General features: G+C 39.7%; 15 protein-coding genes. 12 read left to right on the forward strand and 3 right to left on the reverse strand.

Annotation, left to right across the window (positions count from 1 at the left end; genetic code table 11):
- Positions 1-27 precede the first annotated feature (27 nt).
- The 6 genes from H0185_RS00375 (at position 28) to H0185_RS00400 (ending at position 5,379) form a co-directional block, all read left to right on the forward strand.
- Positions 28-744, forward strand: coding sequence for an AzlC family ABC transporter permease (locus tag H0185_RS00375; RefSeq protein ID WP_221870098.1), 717 nt, complete (start codon positions 28-30; stop codon positions 742-744).
- Positions 737-1,042 carry an AzlD domain-containing protein gene (locus H0185_RS00380; RefSeq protein WP_221870100.1) on the forward strand — a complete coding sequence of 102 codons (306 nt, stop codon included), beginning with the start codon at positions 737-739 and terminating at the stop codon, positions 1,040-1,042. The genes H0185_RS00375 and H0185_RS00380 overlap by 8 nt, the downstream gene beginning before the upstream one ends.
- A 182-nt stretch (positions 1,043-1,224) precedes the next feature.
- Positions 1,225-2,013 (forward strand): ABC transporter ATP-binding protein, encoded by a 789-nt coding sequence (locus H0185_RS00385; RefSeq protein ID WP_221870102.1) that lies wholly within the window; start codon positions 1,225-1,227, stop codon positions 2,011-2,013.
- On the forward strand, positions 1,997-2,752 hold the full coding sequence (locus H0185_RS00390; RefSeq protein WP_221870103.1) for an ABC transporter permease: 756 nt from the start codon (positions 1,997-1,999) through the stop codon (positions 2,750-2,752). The genes H0185_RS00385 and H0185_RS00390 overlap by 17 nt, the downstream gene beginning before the upstream one ends.
- Positions 2,753-2,777: 25 nt before the next feature.
- Positions 2,778-3,797, forward strand: a complete 1,020-nt coding sequence (locus H0185_RS00395) for an aliphatic sulfonate ABC transporter substrate-binding protein (protein ID WP_221870105.1) — start codon at positions 2,778-2,780, stop codon at positions 3,795-3,797.
- A gap of 271 nt (positions 3,798-4,068) precedes the next feature.
- The gene (locus H0185_RS00400) at positions 4,069-5,379 is read left to right on the forward strand and encodes a M48 family metallopeptidase (protein WP_221870107.1); all 1,311 of its coding nucleotides are present in this window, start codon (positions 4,069-4,071) and stop codon (positions 5,377-5,379) included.
- Between the two features lie 126 nt (positions 5,380-5,505).
- On the opposite strand, the gene H0185_RS00405 is transcribed toward H0185_RS00400, so the two are convergent.
- Complete coding sequence (locus H0185_RS00405) at positions 5,506-5,742, reverse strand: IDEAL domain-containing protein (protein WP_221870108.1); 237 nt, start codon at positions 5,740-5,742, stop codon at positions 5,506-5,508.
- Between the two features lie 195 nt (positions 5,743-5,937).
- On the opposite strand from H0185_RS00405, the gene H0185_RS00410 reads away from it, so the two are divergent.
- Positions 5,938-6,513 carry a competence protein ComK gene (locus tag H0185_RS00410; protein ID WP_246628934.1) on the forward strand — a complete coding sequence of 192 codons (576 nt, stop codon included), beginning with the start codon at positions 5,938-5,940 and terminating at the stop codon, positions 6,511-6,513.
- 17 nt (positions 6,514-6,530) lie between these two features.
- Here the strand turns inward: H0185_RS00410 and H0185_RS00415 are convergent, their stop codons facing one another.
- Complete coding sequence (locus tag H0185_RS00415; protein ID WP_221870110.1) at positions 6,531-6,896, reverse strand: YhjD family protein; 366 nt, start codon at positions 6,894-6,896, stop codon at positions 6,531-6,533.
- Positions 6,897-7,200: 304 nt separating this feature from the next.
- Here H0185_RS00415 and H0185_RS00420 point away from each other — a divergent pair, with 304 nt between their 5' ends.
- The 3 genes from H0185_RS00420 (at position 7,201) to lepB (ending at position 9,493) form a co-directional block, all read left to right on the forward strand.
- Positions 7,201-8,166, forward strand: coding sequence for an LCP family protein (locus H0185_RS00420; protein WP_221870111.1), 966 nt, complete (start codon positions 7,201-7,203; stop codon positions 8,164-8,166).
- A 95-nt stretch (positions 8,167-8,261) separates the two neighbouring features.
- The gene (locus tag H0185_RS00425) at positions 8,262-8,879 is read left to right on the forward strand and encodes a TVP38/TMEM64 family protein (protein WP_221870113.1); all 618 of its coding nucleotides are present in this window, start codon (positions 8,262-8,264) and stop codon (positions 8,877-8,879) included.
- A gap of 59 nt (positions 8,880-8,938) precedes the next feature.
- Positions 8,939-9,493: a signal peptidase I gene (lepB, locus tag H0185_RS00430; protein ID WP_221870115.1), complete on the forward strand. Its 555-nt coding sequence runs from the start codon at positions 8,939-8,941 to the stop codon at positions 9,491-9,493.
- 67 nt (positions 9,494-9,560) lie between these two features.
- Here lepB and H0185_RS00435 read toward each other — a convergent pair whose 3' ends face one another.
- Positions 9,561-10,697 carry an MFS transporter gene (locus H0185_RS00435; protein ID WP_221870117.1) on the reverse strand — a complete coding sequence of 379 codons (1,137 nt, stop codon included), beginning with the start codon at positions 10,695-10,697 and terminating at the stop codon, positions 9,561-9,563.
- 136 nt (positions 10,698-10,833) lie between these two features.
- Between H0185_RS00435 and addB the strand changes: the two genes are divergently transcribed.
- Both addB and addA read left to right on the forward strand, forming a co-directional pair.
- The gene (gene addB / locus H0185_RS00440; RefSeq protein ID WP_221870119.1) at positions 10,834-14,319 is read left to right on the forward strand and encodes a helicase-exonuclease AddAB subunit AddB; all 3,486 of its coding nucleotides are present in this window, start codon (positions 10,834-10,836) and stop codon (positions 14,317-14,319) included.
- A gap of 1 nt (position 14,320) precedes the next feature.
- Positions 14,321-18,088, forward strand: a complete 3,768-nt coding sequence (addA, locus tag H0185_RS00445; RefSeq protein WP_221870293.1) for a helicase-exonuclease AddAB subunit AddA — start codon at positions 14,321-14,323, stop codon at positions 18,086-18,088.
- The last annotated feature ends 64 nt before the right edge of the window (positions 18,089-18,152 follow it).

The following is an 18,152-nucleotide window of genomic DNA, read 5'->3' on the forward strand; positions in this document are numbered from 1 at the left end:
GAAGGTGGGATTTAGGTGGAAAATGTAATGTCTATGAATCAAGGGACTGAGTTTAAGAAAGGTCTGCAGGCTGGGATTAGCATTGCAATCGGTTATGTTCCCATTGCACTAACATTCGGATTACTGGCAAAAACGACTGGATTGAGTATCGGAGAGACTGTCATGATGAGCATGATTGTTTTCGCGGGGGCTTCTCAGTATATGTCATTAAGTTTGATTGCTTTAGGTACAGGAATTCTTGAAATCATTCTCACTACTTTTATTGTAAATATACGGCATTTCCTAATGGCTGCTTCTTTAAATGAAAAGGTGGAATTAGACCGGGTATTCAATCGGATTGTTTACTCGTTTGGAATAACCGATGAAACATTTTCGGTCGCTGCCACCCAACCTGGTAAGCTTACCACTGGTTATATGTTTGGACTGAATTTGATTTCCTATGCTAGCTGGGTGATGGGCTCGGGAATAGGGTTTGCAATTGGTGCAGGTCTTCCTGAGACATTGCAGCAAAGCATGTCAATTGCTCTTTATGCGATGTTTATTGGCTTATTAGTTCCTTCGATGAAACAAGGTGTGAAGGTTGTTTTCCTTGCCGCATTAGCAGCCTGCTTTAATACAGTTTTTACAATGACTGAATGGTTATCAACTGGATGGGCCATTGTGGCAGCAACATTACTATCTGCTGTATTGGTGGAGTTGGTTGAATTGATCAAGAAGAAAGGGAAGGTGACTGGTGTTGAGTAAGGAGATTGTTATGATGATTATCGGCATGGGAGTGGTCACCTTCATTCCTAGAATGCTGCCTTTTATCATGTTTAGAGGGAAAGAACTTCCCCCTTTTCTTCAGGGAGTACTCAAAAACGTTCCTTACGCTACTCTCGGTGCATTGATATTCCCTGCTGTATTGTACATACAAGAGGATATCTGGTATGGAGTTATTGGGGCATTGGCAGCCTTTGCTGTTGCTTTTCTAGGAGCAAATGTCATTGTGGTCGTGATGGGTTCGATTGCTGTCTTAAGTGCATATTCATTATTCTTTTAAATGCAGGCTTCCTAATGAGGGGCCTGTTTTCTTGTAATCAACTTAAAACGGAGATTAACAGCTATTCTATAAATATAAGAAATAAAAAACAAGAAATGTTGACAAGCAAAGAGAATACAGTATAATTGAGAATATATTTCCGAGTAAACTAATATGATTTATAAGGATAGGGCGGATTTAATATGTTTATTGAAATAACAGATATCCAAAAACAATATTTAGATAAAGACAACAATCCATTAAATGTCCTTACAGACATTAATTTAAAGGTTGAAAAAGGTGAGTTTGTTTCCATTTTAGGTCCCTCTGGTTGTGGAAAGTCAACTTTACTCTCAATCGTAGCAGGGCTTACCAAGGCAACAAGTGGAGAAATCGTTGTTAATAATCAGAAGATCACAAAGCCAGGAAAAGACCGAGGCATGGTGTTTCAACAAGCTGCCTTATTTCCTTGGCTCAATGTAATGGAAAATGTAACATTTCCTCTTAAAAAGGAAATGTCGAAAAAACAAGCTGAGGACCAAGCAAAAAAATACTTACAAATGGTTCAGCTTAGCAACTATCTCCATCATTACCCTCATGAGCTATCAGGGGGAATGCAACAACGGGTGGCAATAGCCAGAGCGCTAGCGATGAACCCTGACACCTTGCTAATGGATGAACCCTTTGGGGCACTCGATGAACAAACTCGTTCGCGACTGCATGGTCAACTTGAAACGATTTGGACCGAAACAAAGAAAACGATTTTGTTTGTTACTCATAGTATCTCAGAATCTATTAAACTCTCAGACCGTATCATTGTGATGGGAACTAAGCCAGGAACAATCCTGCAAGATATTCAAGTGGATTTACCACGCCCTAGAGAACAGTACAAGAAGGAAATGCTCGAAATTGAAGAGCACATTATGGGCTACCTAAAAAAGGAAATCGATAAAGTAGTAAGCGAGGAATTGGCCAATGCATCCAACACTTAAGAGAATAATATTTTTCACTTCGATTATTGCCTTTTGGGAAATCGGTTCCCGACTGGAACTTTGGCTTCCTATTATTCTTCCTTCACCGACGATGGTATTGGACGCATTAGTTACAGGATTTGAAGATAAAACATTGATTTACGATTTAGTAGCTAGCTTTAAAAGACTAGGAGTAGGTCTTGCTTTATCCTTGCTCATTGGATCTGCTTTAGGTGTTCTTTTAGCAAAAAGCAAAACGGCGGATGAGACGATTGGAACGGTTATTCTTGCGTTGCAGGCTGTACCAAGTATTGTTTGGCTTCCTTTAGCGATTATGTGGTTCGGAATGAACGAAACTTCTGTTATCTTCGTAGTTGTTTTAGGAGGAACCTTTGTAATGACACTGAACATGCGGTCAGGAATAAAGAATGTTCATCCTCTTTATATAAAAGCAGCACAGACAATGGGCTCAAGAGGTTGGGATTTATTTGTTCGTGTTATCTTTCCAGCATCTATTCCTCACGTAGTGACGGGTGCCAGACTCGCTTGGGCTTTTTGTTGGAGGGCGTTAATGGCTGGGGAATTATTAAGCACCGGTCCAGGACTTGGCTATACGCTTCGATTTGCTTCTGATTTTGGAAATATGGCTCTTGTAATTGGTGTAATGATCATCATTGGAATTATTGGTTATATTGTTGACCAACTTATTTTCCAACGAGTAGAAAAGACGGTATTGAAACGTTGGGGATTGGAATCTTAATTTTTTTATAAAGGAGAGAAGAGACATGAAAAGAGGATTATTGAGCTTTGCTTTACTTATATTATTTGCTGGGTTGCTAGCCGGATGTGGTGCGGCAAACGAAGAAAGTTCAAATGGGAGCAAAGAAAAGATTGTAATCGGATATTTTCCTAATATCAACCATGTTCCGGCAATGGTAGCGAAGGATCAAGCACTTTATGAGAAACAACTTGGCGATGGGACCACAGTTGAGTATCGCACATTTGCTGATGGTGGAGCTTTCATGACGGCTTTAAAAACAGGGGACGTTGATGCTGGTTTAGTTGGTCCAGGACCGGCAATGAATAACTATTCAACAGGTGCAGATGTGAAAATTATCGCTGGTGCATCTACTGGTGGAACGGTTGTTTTGGCAAGAGAAGGTGTGGAAATTAACTCAGCAGAGGACTTCGCTGGAAAGGTGTTTGTTACACCAGCAGTGGGCTGCACACATGATGTTCAATATGAAACCTATCTTCAAGAAAGTGGCATTACTTCTGAGCGAATTGGAGGTACAATGAAGCACATGACAGGGAATCCAGCAACTTATTCTGCATTGCTTCAAGCAGGTAAAGTGGATATCGCTGTAGCACCAGAACCTTGGGCGGCAGTTATTCAAAATGAAACAGGTGCAGAAGTCGTAATTCCTTGGAACGAGGTTAGCTTTGGTGAAACTTTACCAGCGTCTGTAATGGTTACATCAGGTAAGCTTGCTAAAGAGAACCCTGCGTTGGTTCAAAATATCATTGATGCTCATAAAGAAGCTGTTCAATTCATTCAAGACAACCCAGAGGAAGCGAAAGAGATTACTCTGAAAGATATTGAAGAGACAACAGGTCAGGGTCTTGAAAAAGAAGTAGTTGATCTTGCTTGGGATAGAATTGGGTTTACGTATGAAGTTGACCAAGAAGCCGTTCAGGCATTTGCAGATTCTTCTTACGCGTTAAAATTCTTGAAAGAACAACCTGACTTTACAAACTTAATTGATAAGCAATTTATTACTAGCCAAAAGACAGCAAGTAAATAATGTACCTAAAAAGGCATCTAGAAATCATTTCTAGATGCCTTTTTTTAGTTGTTCTACATACGAGAAAGAGGGAACCTCTAGAAACGGTAAAATAAAGGCCGTAATAAATACCCGCAGCTAATGCCAGTACAACCGTCATAAACGTTCAACGCAAAGCCTAAAAATGTCACCCGCGGGTTATGTTAAAATTGACGAACAAAAGCTTGTTCTATTTTATCCCTATAAGACTAAACTAGTTATGTAGAGGTTGTACGAAAAAGGGGGGATGACTGTGGCGAGAAAAATGGGCTTCATTGCCGTACTAGCCTACGTAATTTACGGGCTTCTGATGTATTGGTATCTTTTTTATTTAGCAGATTCAAGCTTACCGTTTGAATTTCAAGGTTCAAGTGCAGATCCGGCAACCTTTTTGAATAGTAGGGAGCTTATGCTAAGTACGGAATACTCACAAATCCGGAATCTGTTGTTTTTCTTATCGACACCATTAGAGTGGCTCATTTACTTTTTAATTTTACTTGTTGGGTTATCGAAGGCTTTCCATAAATGGGCAGGCGAAACGACCAAAAATAAATTAGGTCAGGGAGCCATTTATATATTCTGGTTGTCACTGTTTGCTTATTTGGCTACTTTTCCATTAAGTTATCTTAGCTATCATTTATCGAGAACCTATAATATATCTACTCAAAGTTTTGGTTCTTGGATGAAAGATGAACTCATTGACTTTTGGGTTAACTTTGCGATGATGCTGGTTATTGTCAGTGTACTCTATTGGTTAATCAACAAGAGCAAGCGTTTTTGGTGGATTTTTGCTTGGTTACTAACTGTTCCATTTTCTCTGTTTCTTATGTTTGTTCAACCAGTGGTCATTGACCCGCTATATAATGACTTTTATCCTTTGAAAAATAAGGAATTAGAAGCAAAAATATTGGACCTTGCTAGTCAAGCCGGAATTCCAGCTGAACATGTATTTGAAGTAAATATGGCTGAAAAAACGAATGCACTGAATGCTTATGTTACGGGAATTGGATCTAATTCTAGAATTGTTCTTTGGGATACCACGTTAAATAAGTTAAATGATGACCAGATATTATTTATCATGGCTCATGAAATGGCCCATTACGTTGAAAAGCATATCTATATCGGCATTGCAGGTTATTTGCTGCTATCGTTAGTGGGGTTATATCTCACAAGCAGAATAATGAATTGGGCAATTAGAAAATGGGGAACAGAATTTAAGGTTAGTGGAATTCACGATATCCGTGCCTTTCCTTTGTTCTTAATGATTTTGTCGTTGCTAGCATTTACGGCAAGTCCTTTATCGAATTTTGTGTCGCGTTATCAAGAGACACGGGCAGATCGTTATGCAATCGAGATGACCGAACAACCGGAGGCAGCTATTGCAACATTCCAGGAGCTAACGAAAGCCGGACTAAGTCAGGTAAACCCTCCTTTTCTTGTAAAGGTGTTTAGATATGGGCATCCAACGATGCTCGAGCGAATTTCCCGGATAGAAGAGTATCAAATCAGTCAGCGAAATAATGAGGCAAGTGAGGGAATACCGGCACCAGAAATTAATGATTAGCTTAAAAAATGTTCCATGAATCTTCATGGAACATTTTTTGCATATAAGAGCATCCTGTTTCGTAAGAAAAAGAGCCATAAAAGAAAGATACCCCCGCATGTGCGTGCGGGGGATTTCTTTAGATCATTATGTGCCGAATTGTTTATCAAGTGCCTTTAACTCTTCCGTAAGAGTGAAAAAAAGCGTGCGGTTTCGATCATCAATTGCTTTGTCAATTTTCATAAGAAGTTTTTCTTTTTGGTTCTTGAGCTGAATTTCAGAAATGAGCATATCAACGTATAAATCCTGTACAAAAGTTTCCTTTGCCTTAATTCTTTTCATTACACTGGCCTTCATGATTTCAGAATACGATTTCTCCTTCACTGATTTCACCTCTTTGACCTTTTTTTTATTATATGGATTTCCGAGGAGATAATCAACTAAATTATTTAAATTTTTAGAAAATTTTATAGTGGTAATTATGTATAAATTTAGAACTTTGGAAGATAGCTATTTTCAACGAAAAAATCAATGGTATGATTTATCTTGGGTAAATACCCAGATAAGGAGATGATTAGCTTGGTTATTGATGAAAAAGAGCTAGTAGATGAGTATGAAATTAATCCTTTCACTATGATGATTTTACCGTATGAGGTTGGCAATAAAACGTATTCAAAAATTATTGAATTTGAAAACACTTACATATCACCACTTAGACCAACAGAATTGGTGAAGAGAGGGTGTGAATACAACCTCTCCGATTATAATGCCAGTAAAAAAGTAACTCGTAGACTAACCAGAGTCACTCACAAAGCCCCCATCGCCATTGACCCTTCTAACTCGGTTTTTTTGCTGCCTACTAAGTCGCCAACTAAATCAAGCTGTATCTGGGTTTCTCACGAACATGTTGTAGACCATCGACGTCACGATGCTTATAGCACAAAGGTAACATTCCGTAATAAGGAAACGTATGTGCTTCCGATTTCCTATATATCGTTTGAAAAGCAGCTATTGAGAACGTCTGAGCTAAGAACGAAAGTATTACAGAAAATGAGGGAAAACGAGCGCAAGGCTGCCTATATTATTTACGGTAGACGGCATTCTGATGACAGATTTTCAATGATGGTGAATGAACGATATCGATTTGATGATTAAGTTGCAAGGGTCATCTTTCAGTTTGCTAAATGCCGCTTGAACAAATAATAGGTCATCAACTCTTGCACCTTGTTCCGTATACGAGGATTGAAATAATTATGTTGTTCTTCGTAACCTTGGTAGAGGAACAAATACATAGTAAAAGCTTCGTCTTGTTTTAGCTTTTCGACTTTGAGCTTGTTTTGTTTCATATAGCGCTTGACCTCAGCCAGGTTTATTTGAATCACTTTCATTGTTTCTTCAACTAAATCTAAATAAGGTCTTTTTAGTTTGAACGCACTTTTTTCAATTATTTGTAGGTCCCGCTCTAATATTGTTAGGACCATTGGAAGATAAATAGCTTGCTCAAGGATATCTCGATCCTTCTCGGGAATTCTTGTCATTTTCGTTAACTCCTTTTTATAAAAGGGAACGTTTGTTCTTTTTATATACTACCTTATTGGTATGGGTTTTATCAAGCCTATTTTCATAATTTGGCAATCATAAGAATAAAAGTGCTTTAGGTTTAGTTTTTTAGTTTGTAGAATATTTAAACTGGAAATAAAAAATATTAACCGCAAAGGAGGAATCTTTGCGGTTTTTTGAGTTATTCATGTTAATGAGGAATGAAATTTGCTTTTTATATAAAACTAAGTTGAGATCAAGGGAATTATTGGCCGAAGGAAGGAAAAAAAGAAAACGAAGCGAATGACTTGTATTAATAGGAAAAAGCAGGGGGGAATTGTATTGAGGGCTGACCGGCATAGAAAAAAGCATCATAAAAAAAGAAGATGGTTCGTTCGTTTGCTCCTCCTGTTTGGTTTGATCGCGGTCTATAGTTATTTTCAATTTCAGGCAGGGTTGGAAGGCTCTCAAGAAGAAACTGGTGAGTCGAAGATAGACTACACATTCCACGGAAACAGAGATGAAAATGGGTACACAAATATCCTTATATTAGGAAGTGACGCGAGGGGAGAAGAAAACTCTCGGGCGGATACCATTATGATTGCTAGCTATAATCCAGATAAAGGCACGTATAAGCTAGCTTCTATTATGAGAGACACGTATATCAGTATTCCTGGACACGGGAACAATAAAATCAATTCCGCTTTTGCTTCTGGGGGCCCAGAATTAGTGAGAAAAACCATTAAAGAAAACTTTGACATTGATCTACAATATTATGCAATTATTGATTTTCAAGGATTTGTTCGCTTGATTGATACTGCCTTTCCACAAGGCGTTGAAATAGAAGTAGAGAAAAGTATGTCAAAGAATATTGGGGTTACACTCGAACCAGGAATTCAAGCGCTGGATGGAGAACATCTCTTAGGATATGTCCGATTTCGTCAAGATGCAGTTGGTGATTTTGGAAGAGTTGAGAGGCAACAAAAGGTGGTAAAGGAATTAGGAAAGCAATTAGCTAGTGTTCAAACCATTCCGAAGCTACCAAAACTTATCGGTGTAGTTATTCCTTATATAAATACCAATATGGATACAGGTGATATTCTGTATATGGCGAGGGGCTTCCTTTCAGAAGAGGGACGTAGCATCAATACACTTAGGATACCAGTTGAAAACTCTTACCAAAACCAACGAATAAGTGGTGCGGGAGCTGTTTTAGCGATTGACCTAGAAGAAAATAAGAGGGCATTAAATGAATTTTTAGCTAATTAAGGCTGGATTCTTTTTCATTAAATCATCTAGGTGTAAAATAGAGTATAAGGGAATATGGTTAAGTGCCCATGTTAGCATAGATAAAGGAGATTTCAATGGAGTTTGAGGTTCTGAAGGAATGGTTCACATTAGAGAATATAATGGATTTGATTGGTGAGTACCGTGCATTAGGACCAATTCCAGGTATTCTTCTTCCAATGATAGAGGCTTTCCTGCCATTTTTACCGCTCGTATTGTTCGTCATGGCAAATGCTAACGCGTTTGGCCTATGGTTTGGATTTCTATTTTCCTGGATAGGGGCTTGTGCTGGTGCAATCATTGTCTTTTTGCTTTTTAGAAAGTATGGTCAAAAGCGGTTACTGAGTTTCTTGCAGAAGCATAAGCAGGTAAGAAAAGGAATGAATTGGGTTGAGAGACATGGGTTTGGTCCACTATTCTTACTGCTATGTTTCCCATTTACACCATCTGCGATTGTAAATATTGTGGCCGGTCTTTCTAAAATTAGCTTGGCGCAGTATATGCTTGCTGTTATGTCTGGAAAAATGGTAATGATTTTTACCATTAGTTTTGTGGGGCATGACATTCGGTCATTATTTACGCAGCCACTACGGACGGCTATTGTGCTAGTGATTATTTTTATTCTTTGGTATGTTGGGAAAATTATTGAAGTAAGAATGAATATGAGTACGAAGAAAGACCATAATGGTAAATAGTCACAATTGTGCAAATCTCCTGTACGGAAAAGCTTTTGCGAAAAGGTGGTAGATACAAGATGAAAGCTGAATTACGAAAAGAAGGGGTCGAGTGGCTGAAGGCTTTGGGTCTAGGAATCATCATTTTCGTTTTTATACGTATTTTCTTCTTTTCGAACTATGTAGTGGAAGGGGAATCAATGCTGCCAACCCTTGAGGAAGGGAACAAGGTGGTAGTGAATAAAATTGGTTTCGAAGCGGGCGACCTCCAGCGGTTTGATGTTATTGTCTTTCATGCAAATGAAAAGGAAGATTACGTAAAAAGAATCATTGGTCTTCCTGGAGATGAAATCAGTTATCACGATGATAAATTGTATATTAATGGGAAACAAGTAGAAGAACCATTTTTAGAGAAGTATCGACCAAAGGCACTCGGTGGCACCTTGACCGGTGATTTTACCCTCGAAGAAATAGCAGGCAAGCAAATAATACCTGAGGGAAAGTTATTTGTATTGGGAGATAACCGACGTGGTAGTTGGGATAGTCGACATTTTGGGCTTATTTCGATTGACCAGGTAGTCGGAAAGGTAAACTTACGATATTGGCCATTGGATGAAATGGACGTATCTTTTTAATTCATGTGGGGGGCAGAAAAAGTAGCCTCCCACTTTTTCTATTTTATCGCAATTATTTTTTGCTCTGCTAATTCTTTTCAACATGTAATCTATAACAGATTCCTAGATTGATGATAAATAGGAAAGTTAATCCGAGCAGCATATAGGTAAAATCAAACAAAGCCGCAATTGTTGGCGCGAAACTTGCCCCGATAAGTAGAATAAAAGAATAGAGCGATAGTGCTTTGGAACGTCGCTTGCCTCCATAAGATCCCACTAACGTAATCACGGTTGGGATGGCTAAGGAGATAGATGAAATGAAACAAATGGATAAAGTGGTGAGCCCAATAACAGAATTGAAAAAAAGCATAGCAACAAAACTAATCACTCCGATCACTAATCCAAGTGCAAGTGTTTTTATTTCACCTATCCTACCAATAAGCTTTCCGGTCAAAAGGGACAAGGATGCACCAATTAAGCCTGCAGTACGGATCATGAATAATTCGTTACTTGGACCAGGGAAAAACCGGCCAAGAGCATCATAAAAAGCAATAACCGAAAAAAGTAACGTTGAAGCAACCAGGTAGCATTTCATTAGCCTTGAATCTTTAAGGAGAGATAAGAATTCAAACAAGAGTGGTTCGTGTTCTTTCTTTGGCTTGGGTGAATCGGTAAGCAGAAAAAAGGCTACCGCAAATAGTAACAAGTAACAGATTGAAAAAAAGAAAAACACACTATTCCATGAGAATAGTTGTGTAAGGACAGAGCTTATTAGCTGCCCGAAGATTCCTGCGATTAAGAAACCGGTATTAATTAGGACGACCAATAGGGTTCGCTGCTTCAGTGGGAATAGGTCGAAAGAATAGGTAAACACCACCGAAGCGAATGATGCGAGGGTAAAGCCTTGGATCGAGCGGGTAAGCCAGAGGCTGAAAACATCTGTTGAAACTCCTACAGCAAGCGTTGTGAACGCAGAAGCGAGCAAGCCGAAGACAAGGATGTTTTTTCTCCCCATATAATCGGAGATGGGACCAAAGGAGAGGAGACCACCAGCATAAAAAAGGGTAAACAAGCTTCCGGCAATCACAACATCACTTGATGAGATGTCGAGTCTTACAGCCACTTCATCATAAATGGGAATCAAAGTATAAATATTACTTGCTACCAAGATAGAGATGATGGTAATGAGCGTAAAAGTAGTCCGGATTAATACAATCGAATTCATAAAGATCACCCAAGATACATTATGCAATTTAGTTAGGTTATGAAGGTTGTTTTGGAAATAATTATTGAGCAATAAATGATGATTGTTATGTTATCATCAGATAAGAGATTTACGCTTGAGGATGGGAGGAACAAAGATGTCTGTTCGTATAGTATTAGGACGGTCGGGCAGCGGGAAAACTGAGTTCTGTCTAGAGGAAATTCGTGAAAGGTTGACGACGAACCCAGCTGGGGACCCGATTATTTATCTTGTCCCTGAGCAAATGTCATTTTTGTCGGAATATCGTTTATCCACTTCCCCTGGACTTGGGGGAATGATTCGAGCTCAGGTTTATAGTTTCCCTCGACTTGCTTGGAGAATCCTTCAGGATACAGGAGGATTTACCCGGTATCATCTTACAAGTGTTGGAACTAGTATGATGATTAGAAAGATTATTGAGGATAAAAAAGACCAGTTGAAAATCTTCCAAAGAACAGCTGATAAAAATGGTTTTATACAGCAATTGGAACAAATGCTGATTGAATTCAAGCGATATGCTGTTAAACCAGAGGACCTTGTCTCAAAACATGGAGAAGAAATTGGGGAAAAAGTACTTTCGGAAAAGCTACATGACCTTGAGCTGATCTATCGTCAATTTGAGGAAGAATTATTTGGAAAATACCTTGACTCAGAGGATTATTTTCGATTGCTAGCTGAAAAAGTGCCTTCTTCAGATTATTTGAGTAACGCGGAAATTTATATTGATGGGTTTTATTCGTTCACACCACTTGAACTTTTAATCATAGAACAGTTAATGAAAACAGCTAAACGAGTGACGATTACACTGCCCCTTCATCAATCCTTCAAACAGAATGGTCCAGCAGAACTTGACCTTTTTAGAATGACAGGGGAAACATACAGAAGCATTCATGAAATCATCCAAGGAAAACGATTTGAACAGGAAGAGGATGTCATACTTAGGAGTCAACAGCGCTGGAATAGCGAATCATTGAAACATCTTGAAGCTGAATTTGATTCACGACCAACGAAGAAGTTCTTTGGAGACTCAGATATTCATATTGCCGAGGCTGCAAATCGTCGAGCTGAGGTTGAAGGAGTAGCCCGGAAAATTCAGGCACTTACAAGAGAACAAGATTTTAGGTATCGAGATATTGCTGTTCTGATGAGAAATGAACATGATTATCGCGATATTTTAGAAACCGTATTTACAGATTACAAGATTCCATATTTTATCGATCAAAAGAGAACAATGTTAAACCACCCAATGATCGAACTGATTCGCTCCAGTCTTGAAACGGTTCTTGGAAATTGGCGTTATGAGCCTGTCTTTAGAGCAATTAAAACGGATTTATTATTTCCAGTAGGAGCAGACATTCATCAATCACGAGAACAAATGGACCTACTCGAAAACTATGTTCTCGCTTATGGAATTCAAGGAGAAAAGTGGACAAGGAAGGATCGTTGGATCTACCGAAGAATACGTGGATTAGAGTTTTCATCAACCTCACAGACAGATTCTGAGCAGGAAACAGAACAGCTATTAAATGATCTACGATCCATGGTAACCGCACCACTTCAGCGAATGGCCAGGCGTCTAAAAAGGGCTAATAATGGGCGTAAGCTTTGTGAAGCAGTGTATCTCTACATCGAAGAACTCAATATTCCAACTAAATTGGAAGAGTGGCGGGTAGCAGCTGAATCCAAGGGAAGACTTGTTGAAGCTAGGGAGCACGACCAAGCCTGGAATGCAGTTGTTGACCTTCTTGATCAGTTTGTCGAGATTATGGGAGACGAAGAAGTAACGCCGCGACAGTTTATGGGAATTTTAGATGCAGGATTTGAATCGTTAACCTTTTCCTTAATTCCACCGGCCATTGATCAAGTGGTCGTAGCCAATCTTGAAAAATCAAGGCTTGCGGAAATTAAGGCTGCTTTTGTCATTGGAGTAAACGAAGGGGTATTGCCGTCAAAATTACCTGATGAAGGAATTTTAGCTGATGATGATCGAGAAGCCCTTCATCTTGAAGGATTAACATTAGCTCCTCCAAGTAAACAGCGTTTGCTGGATGAAAACTTCTTTGCATATAAGGCATTTACGACGCCTTCGGAATTGTTGTATGTTAGCTACCCAATCGCAAACGAAGAAGGAAAGTCATTGATTCCTTCTACTTATATAAAGCGATTCAGTGATTTATTTCCGAATCACCCTAAGCACTATTTTACTGCTGATCCTTCAGAATTACCTGAACTGGAGCAGTTAGAGTACACGTCCGGTGAGAATACGGCACTAAGCTATTTGGCAAGCCAACTTCAGTTGAAAAAGCGTAACTACCCTGTCTATGATTTCTGGTGGGATGTATACGACTATTATATGAAACATCCTAAATGGCGAGATCGTGCTAGGAAAGTATTATCTAGTTTGTTTTATGAAAATACGACCCAACAGCTTTCCGAACAGATTAGTCAGGAGCTATATGGAGAGGAAATTGAGGCAAGTGTCTCAAGAATGGAGCTTTTTAATAGCTGCGCTTTCTCCCATTACGCTCAACATGGACTTAAACTACGTGACAGACAAATTTTCCGATTAGAAGCACCAGATATAGGAGACCTATTTCACGCAGCTCTAAAGCATATCGCAGAAACGATTATGAAGGAAAATATATCTTGGGCTAGCTTAACGATGGAACAAGTGCAACGTCTTGCGAAGGATGCTGTCGATACACTTGCTCCTAAACTACAAAATGAAATTCTGTTAAGTTCGAACAGACATCAATATATAAAGCAAAAGCTACAAAACATTATTAGCCGAGCTTCGATTATCATGAGTGATCATGCAAAGGCAAGTGGTTTTTCTCCTATTGGGCTTGAACTTAGTTTTGGGAAAAAAGGAACACTCCCTCCACTAGGTTTTACGTTAAAGAATGGGACACAGATGGAATTAATGGGTAGGATTGACCGAGTCGATAAGGCGGAGGACTCAAATGGTATTTATTTAAGAGTACTAGATTACAAGTCTAGTGAAAAAGAGCTAAACCTAACGGAAGTCTATTATGGGCTTGCATTGCAAATGCTCACGTATCTTGATATTATTATCAGCCACTCCTCCCAGCTTGTCGGAAAGCAGGCAGACCCTGCTGGTGTTCTTTATTTCCATGTTCACAATCCCATGATTAATTCATCAAAAATGCTCACACTTGATGAAACTGAAGAGGAAATTTTAAAGCAGTTTAAAATGAATGGACTTTTGCTATCAGATGAACATGTGATTCAAATGATGGACCGGACTCTTGATAGTGGCGTAAATTCACAAATCATTTCTGCAGGTTTTAAGAAGGATGGAAGTCTAACAAAAGCATCGAAGGTAGCAAGCCGTGATGACTTTGAAAATCTAAGGGACTTTATCCGGAATAAATATGTTGAGACAGGGAATGGAATCATTAGTGGGGTTGTCGATATTGATCCTTATAAATTAAAGGACCGTCTACCATGTACATTTTGCCCCTTTAAGTCGGTGTGCCAGTTTGATCGTTCGTTAGATTCAAACGAGTTCAGAAAGCTTGCACCAAAGAAAAAGGAAGATATCTTTGAAGAAATGAAGAGGGAGGGGATGAATCTTGACTAAAATGAATATTCCACCAAAGCCTGAAGGTGCCACCTGGACAGATGATCAATGGAAGGCGATTATGGCCAGTGGTCAAGACATCCTTGTTGCTGCCGCTGCAGGTTCAGGTAAAACAGCGGTCTTGGTTGAACGGATTATCAAGAAAATTACTTCTCAAGCCCAACCGATTGATGTGGACGAGCTTTTAGTTGTTACCTTTACGAATGCGTCGGCGGCAGAAATGCGCCATCGAATCGGGGAAGCACTTGAGAAAGCAATAGACGAGGAACCAGATTCTATTCATCTTAGAAAGCAATTAAGCTTGCTAAACAAAGCAAGTATCTCAACTCTACACTCATTCTGCCTAGAGGTCATTCGCAAATACTATTATATGATTGATATTGATCCAGGGTTCCGGATTGCTGATACAACAGAAGGACAGTTGTTGAGAGATGAAGTCATCGATGATTTATTTGAAGAGGAATATGGAAAACCTGAAAACCAGTCGTTTTTTAGGTTAGTCGATACCTTTACCAATGACCGAAGTGATGAAGCCCTAAAGGATATTATTCTCGATCTCTATGATTTTGCAAAGTCGAACCCTTCGCCTGAAGAGTACTTAAACTGTATTGTTGCGATGTATGATATTCATCAGGAGATGCCGATTGAAGCTTTACCATTTATGAAATCGCTCTTGTTTGATATTGAACTTCAGCTTCAAGGAGCAAAAAAAATGCTGGAGCAAGGGTTAGAGATAACGAGGATGCCGGAGGGACCTGCCCCAAGGGCTGAAAATTTCGAGCAGGATTTGCATATCATCGAGACACTGCTGACAGCACAAAAGGAATCATGGAATGCACTGTCAGATGCTATTCAATTGGTTGATTTTAAACGTGCAAAACCGTGTAGTCCGAAACAATATGATAAGGATTTAATTGATAAAGCAAGCAAGCTGCGTGATAAAGCAAAGAAAGTGGTGCTTGATTTAAAAGCGGAGCTATTCACACGTCGACCTGAAAGTTTCTTAAAAGATATGATTGAAATGAAACCAGTCATTGTCACCTTAACTGAGCTTGTAAAAGAGTTTAATAAGAGATTTGACCTAGTTAAACAGGAAAAAGGAATTGTTGATTTTTCCGATTTAGAGCATTATACCCTTGATATCCTATCTCAGGGAAAAGAAGCCGAGCAGCGGTTCATTCCTTCTGAAGCCGGCATGGCGTATCGTAGGAAATTTAATGAGGTACTTGTCGATGAATATCAAGATACCAATATGGTTCAGGAAGCGATTCTTCATTTAGTCACCACTGATGGTGAGGAAAATGGGAACTTATTCATGGTTGGAGATGTGAAGCAATCCATCTACCGGTTCCGTCTTGCCGAGCCAAATTTGTTTTTAAGTAAATATAACAGGTTTACTGAGGATGGGGAAAATACTGGGTTAAAGATTGACTTGTCGCGAAATTTTCGCAGTCGTGGCGAAGTTCTTGATGGAACCAATTATCTTTTTAAACAGATCATGGGCGTTCAGGTTGGGGAAATTCACTATGATCAGAGTGCAGAGTTAGTTAAAGGAGCTTCTTATCCGGAAGAAGCATCCTATCCAGTCGAATTGATGTTGATTGATTCGGAAGGAAAGGTGTCAGAGGAGTCCAGTAGCAATGAAGTGAGTGAGGATACCTATGATATCGAGGACCTTGAACAATCTCAACTTGAAGCTAGGCTGATTGCTAAGCAAATCAAAGCACTCGTAACAGAACGTCAAGGAGTATACAACCCTAAAACGAAAAGTGAAAGGCCAGCAAATTATCGGGATGTAGTGATTCTTCTCCGGTCGATGACATGGGCACCACAGATTATGGAAGAATTTAAGCAACAGGGGATTCCTGTTTATGCGAATCTTTCAACAGGATATTTTGACGCAACCGAAGTGGCGATTATGCTTTCGTTGCTTAAAGTGATTGACAACCCGTTCCAGGATATTCCACTAGCGGCTGTACTTCGTTCCCCGATTGTCGGCTTAAACGAAGAAGAACTTGCGAAGGTTCGCATTGCCGATAAAAAGGGCACGTTCTTTGAAGCTCTTACTACTTTTTGTCGTAGGAAACCAACACCTGAGCATGAGGAGCTTTACGCAAAGGTTCGGCCATTTTTTGATAACTTAAAGAAATGGCGGACGAATGCAAGAATGGGTTCTGTGTCGGAGTTGATCTGGCAATTGTTCCGTGAAACGCAATTTTTTGATTTTGTCGGAGGGATGCCGGCTGGCAAGCAACGACAGGCAAATTTAAGAGCCTTGTATGATCGAGCGAGACAGTATGAAGCTACGTCCTTTAGAGGGGTTTTTCGATTCTTACGTTTTATTGAACGAATGCGTGACCGCGGGGATGACCTAGGTGCTGCTGGGGCTATTGGAGAGCAGGAGGATGTTGTCCGGATCATGACCATTCATAGCAGTAAAGGTTTGGAGTTTCCAATCGTCTTTGTTGCAGGACTAGCCCGTCAGTTTAATACAATGGATTTAAAAAAGCAGTATATGCTTGATAAGGAGTTCGGCTTCGCTTCCAAGTATGTGAACCCAGAAAAGCGAATATCTTATCCATCATTACCGCAGCTAGCGTTTAAGCGCAAGAAAAAAATGGAGATGTTAGCTGAGGAGATGCGTGTTCTCTATGTTGCTTTGACAAGAGCGAAGGAAAGGCTCTATTTAATTGCTTCTGTAAAGGATGCTGAAAAAACGGTTGATAATTGGTCTGAGGTAGCAAATCATCCTGATTGGCTTCTTGAAGAACACCTACGCGCCTCCGCAAATCGGTACCTTGACTGGATTGGTCCTTCTTTAATTCGGCACCAGGAATCCACTGTGTTCCAGAGCTTGTTTTCTAAAATAAGGAACATAATGGTCCCTGAAAAATTAGCAGGGCATCCATCAAGATGGAGAATCCATATTCATCAGGCCGAGGAAGTTGCAACCTTTTTGGAGGAAGAAAAAGTAGAACAAGAGACCCGAATGGAGAAAGTTCGCGAAGGGCAACCAGTCGAACAGAATTCGCCATATGCGAATGAAATCTTCAATCGGTTAACTTGGGAATACGAATACCTAGATGCCGCCACTCATCGATCTAAACAGTCTGTTTCGGAGTTGAAGAGGAATCATGAGGTACGTGATGCAGAAAGTGGCACAGAACTTGTTCGAAAGTTTTCTAAACCAATCATGAATCGACCAAGGTTTATGCAAGAGAAACAATTGACTCCGGCAGAAAAAGGAACAGCAATGCATATGGTGATGCAACATATTGATCTTAGTAAACCTGTAACGGAGGCTTCTTTAAGGCAGCAGTTGGATGAGATGGTAGCTTCAGAACTTTTGTACCCAGAGCAGCGAGAGGCGATAGAGCTTCAATGGATTCTTGCCTTTTTTGACACCGAGATTGGCAAGCGTCTCGCTCGTTCTGAAAAAGTAAATAGAGAAGTTCCGTTCTATTTATCGCTTTCAGCAAAACAGGTATATCCTCATTGGGATGGCCCAGAAGAGCCTATTTTTGTCCAGGGGGTTATTGACTGTGTATTCGAGGATGCACAAGGAACAGTCTTGCTTGACTTTAAGACAGATGCCATTACGACTCGCTTTAAAGGTGGTTTTGAACAAGCAAAGCCAATTCTTGAAGAACGTTACCGACTTCAGTTGAGCCTTTATGGAAAAGCACTTGAAGAAATTTGGAAGAGACCAGTTGAGGAACGTTATTTATTCTTTTTCGACGGTGGGCATCTATTAAAATTGGAAGAGTAGATAAAACAAAAAAAGCAGGGTCCAGTGATTTTTTACTGGACCCGCTTTTTATTTCTCAGGAGAT

The organism is Mesobacillus maritimus, from assembly GCF_019749255.1.
Classification (GTDB): Bacteria; Bacillota; Bacilli; order Bacillales; family Cytobacillaceae; genus Mesobacillus_B; species Mesobacillus_B maritimus_A.

Bases quoted from the DNA above. Each gene is read 5' to 3' on its own strand.
- addB (WP_221870119.1), top strand. From the start codon at position 10,834: ATGTCTGTTCGTATAGTATTAGGACGGTCGGGCAGCGGGAAAACTGAG.
- H0185_RS00395 (WP_221870105.1), top strand. From the start codon at position 2,778: ATGAAAAGAGGATTATTGAGCTTTGCTTTACTTATATTATTTGCTGGG.
- H0185_RS00425 (WP_221870113.1), top strand. From the start codon at position 8,262: ATGGAGTTTGAGGTTCTGAAGGAATGGTTCACATTAGAGAATATAATG.
- H0185_RS00435 (WP_221870117.1), bottom strand. From the start codon at position 10,697: ATGAATTCGATTGTATTAATCCGGACTACTTTTACGCTCATTACCATC.
- H0185_RS00420 (WP_221870111.1), top strand. From the start codon at position 7,201: ATGACTTGTATTAATAGGAAAAAGCAGGGGGGAATTGTATTGAGGGCT.
- H0185_RS00375 (WP_221870098.1), top strand. From the start codon at position 28: ATGTCTATGAATCAAGGGACTGAGTTTAAGAAAGGTCTGCAGGCTGGG.
- addA (WP_221870293.1), top strand. From the start codon at position 14,321: ATGAATATTCCACCAAAGCCTGAAGGTGCCACCTGGACAGATGATCAA.
- H0185_RS00415 (WP_221870110.1), bottom strand. From the start codon at position 6,896: ATGACAAGAATTCCCGAGAAGGATCGAGATATCCTTGAGCAAGCTATT.
- lepB (WP_221870115.1), top strand. From the start codon at position 8,939: ATGAAAGCTGAATTACGAAAAGAAGGGGTCGAGTGGCTGAAGGCTTTG.
- H0185_RS00385 (WP_221870102.1), top strand. From the start codon at position 1,225: ATGTTTATTGAAATAACAGATATCCAAAAACAATATTTAGATAAAGAC.
- H0185_RS00390 (WP_221870103.1), top strand. From the start codon at position 1,997: ATGCATCCAACACTTAAGAGAATAATATTTTTCACTTCGATTATTGCC.